The 2,484-nt window shown below is 45.0% G+C and carries 1 protein-coding gene; it reads left to right on the top strand.

The genetic code is table 11. The features are described from left to right. Positions 1 to 2,484: hypothetical protein (locus WCM76_16840; GenBank protein ID MEI6767299.1), on the top strand; the 2,484-nt coding region annotated here is incomplete at both ends.

Here is a 2,484-nt window from a genome sequence, read left to right as displayed (position 1 = left end):
GAACTTTTACATTCAACAATGTAACCTTTGCCGGACATGCAACTATTAGCGGTACGAATAATTACAATATTCTCAGCTTCTCATCAGGAAAAACATACACCTTACCGGCCAATCTTACCCAAACTATTTACACCGATTTTATTGCGAATGGTGCCTGCGGTAATAATGTTTCAATTCAATCATCTTCAAACGGAACCAAGGCTACAATCAGCAAATCAACAGGCACCATCAATGTTGATTATGTGACGCTGAAAGATAATCAGGCTAGTGGTGGGGCAACTTATAACGCAACCAATACCACTGTGATATCAAATGTAAGCGGATGGAATGTTACTTCACCCGGAAACCTTAGTGTTGATTATTACTGGATAGGTGGTAGCGGCAACTGGAGCCAGCCATCACACTGGTCACTCAGCAGCGGCGGAACACCCAATTCGGCAGGATGCATTCCGGGCTCTTCCAACAGTGTATTCTTTGACGCCAACTCCGGATTTACATCCACAAGTAAAACAGTTACTGTTGATGTCAGCACCGCTTCATGCAAAGATATGAGCTGGAGCGGCGCTCTCAGCGCACCGGTATTTACAACCACTTCAAGCAGTAACAACCTGATGATATACGGTTCGCTTACGCTGATACCCGCCATGAATTATTCATTCAACGGACAGGTGTATTTTGAATCAACAACCACAGGCAAAACCATTACTTCGGCAAACAAACAATTTCAAAATGCCGTGTATTTTGACGGAGCAGGCGGTGAATGGACGCTGCAGGATGATTTCAAATGCAGCAGCACTCTGCAAATGAATTACGGAAGTCTTATTACGAACAACGTTACTCTCAACATCAACGGGTTTTCATCGGCCAATTATAATACACGCTCGCTCAACATGGGCTCCTCGCTTTTCATTATTTTCTCCGGCGATTTTTATGGCTACTATGATAACTTCACAATTATACCGGGAACATCAACACTGCGATTCACTTCATCAAACGGATTTACTACATACAGCTCCAATGCAAATAAAACTTTTTATAATCTCGAATTTACATCACCCACCGCTACCAATTACATCACAAATTCATCAGGAAGAACTTTTACATTCAACAATGTAACCTTTGCCGGACATGCAACTATTAGCGGTACCAATAATTACAATTCCCTCACACTTTCGCCCGGCAAAACGTATACGTTACCTTCAAACCTTACGCAGACAATCAGCGGAAATTTAAATGCTACAGGTCTTACAGGACAAGTCATCGATATTCGTTCATCAAGTGCCGGCACACAAGCCACTATTTCCAAAGCATCAGGTTGCGTTGTTGGTGATTACCTCCAGCTCAAAGATTCCAAAGCTACGGGTGGTGCTGCATTCTATGCAGGTTTGAACAGCATCAACGTATCCAATAATACCGGCTGGACGTTTTCTGTCCCGACACCCCTTCCGGGAGGCGGCACAATTACAGGTGCTGATACGGTTTGCAACGGAAGCTCAGGCATCGTATTTTCCGTTTCGCCAATCTCAGGAGCAACAACCTATACATGGACTGTACCGGCAGGAGCTTCTATAACGGCAGGACAAGGAACAACATCTATAACTGTAACGTTTGGTCCTACATCCGGTCAGGTAACCGTTTTTGGAATCGCGGGAAATTGCGCCTATTCGCCAACAATATCACATACGGTAATTGTTGCCGGAGGTGTCAGCAGTTCTGTTACAGTTTACGCCACACCATCAGGGCCTATTTGTCCGGGCACATCTGTAACATTTAATGCATTTCCCGTAAACGGAGGGACAACACCTGCTTACCAATGGAAATTGAATGGTAATAATACCGGCACAAACAGCTCAACATATACAAATGCAGGCTTAGCAAACGGTGACGCAATCTATTGTCTGATGAGCTCAAATTTATCATGCGCAAACCCCGCAACGGCTACGTCCAACACAATTACAATGAGCGTTACTTCCGGAATAACGCCCATCGTTAGTATATCCGCATCGCCATCAAACTCTATATGTGCAGGCACTTCAGTTACATTCACTGCATCGCCCACCAACGGCGGAACGCCCGTGTATCAATGGCAACTTAATGGTTCGAATGTCGGTAACAATACAAACACCTACGTGAACGGCAGTTTGGCAAATAATGATTTTATCACCTGCGTGATGACTTCCAACGCAAGCTGCGCCAGTCCTGTTACGGCAACATCGAACACTATTACAATGATTGTAAATCCGGTACTGACGCCGACTGTAAGTATTGCAGCATCACCGTCGGGAGCCATATGCGCAGGCACTTCAGTTACATTCACTGCATCGCCCACCAACGGCGGAACGCCCGTGTATCAATGGAAACTCAATGGTTCGAATGTCGGTAACAATACAAACACCTACGTGAACGGCAGTTTGGCAAATAATGATTTTATCACCTGCGTGATGACTTCCAACGCAACCTGCGCCAGTCCTGTTACTGCAACAT

The sequence above is a fragment of the Bacteroidota bacterium genome (assembly GCA_037133915.1).
Classification (GTDB): Bacteria; Bacteroidota; Bacteroidia; order Bacteroidales; family CAIWKO01; genus JBAXND01.
Note: the sequence above shows the minus strand (reverse complement) of the source record. Positions and strands in the feature narration are given on the sequence as shown.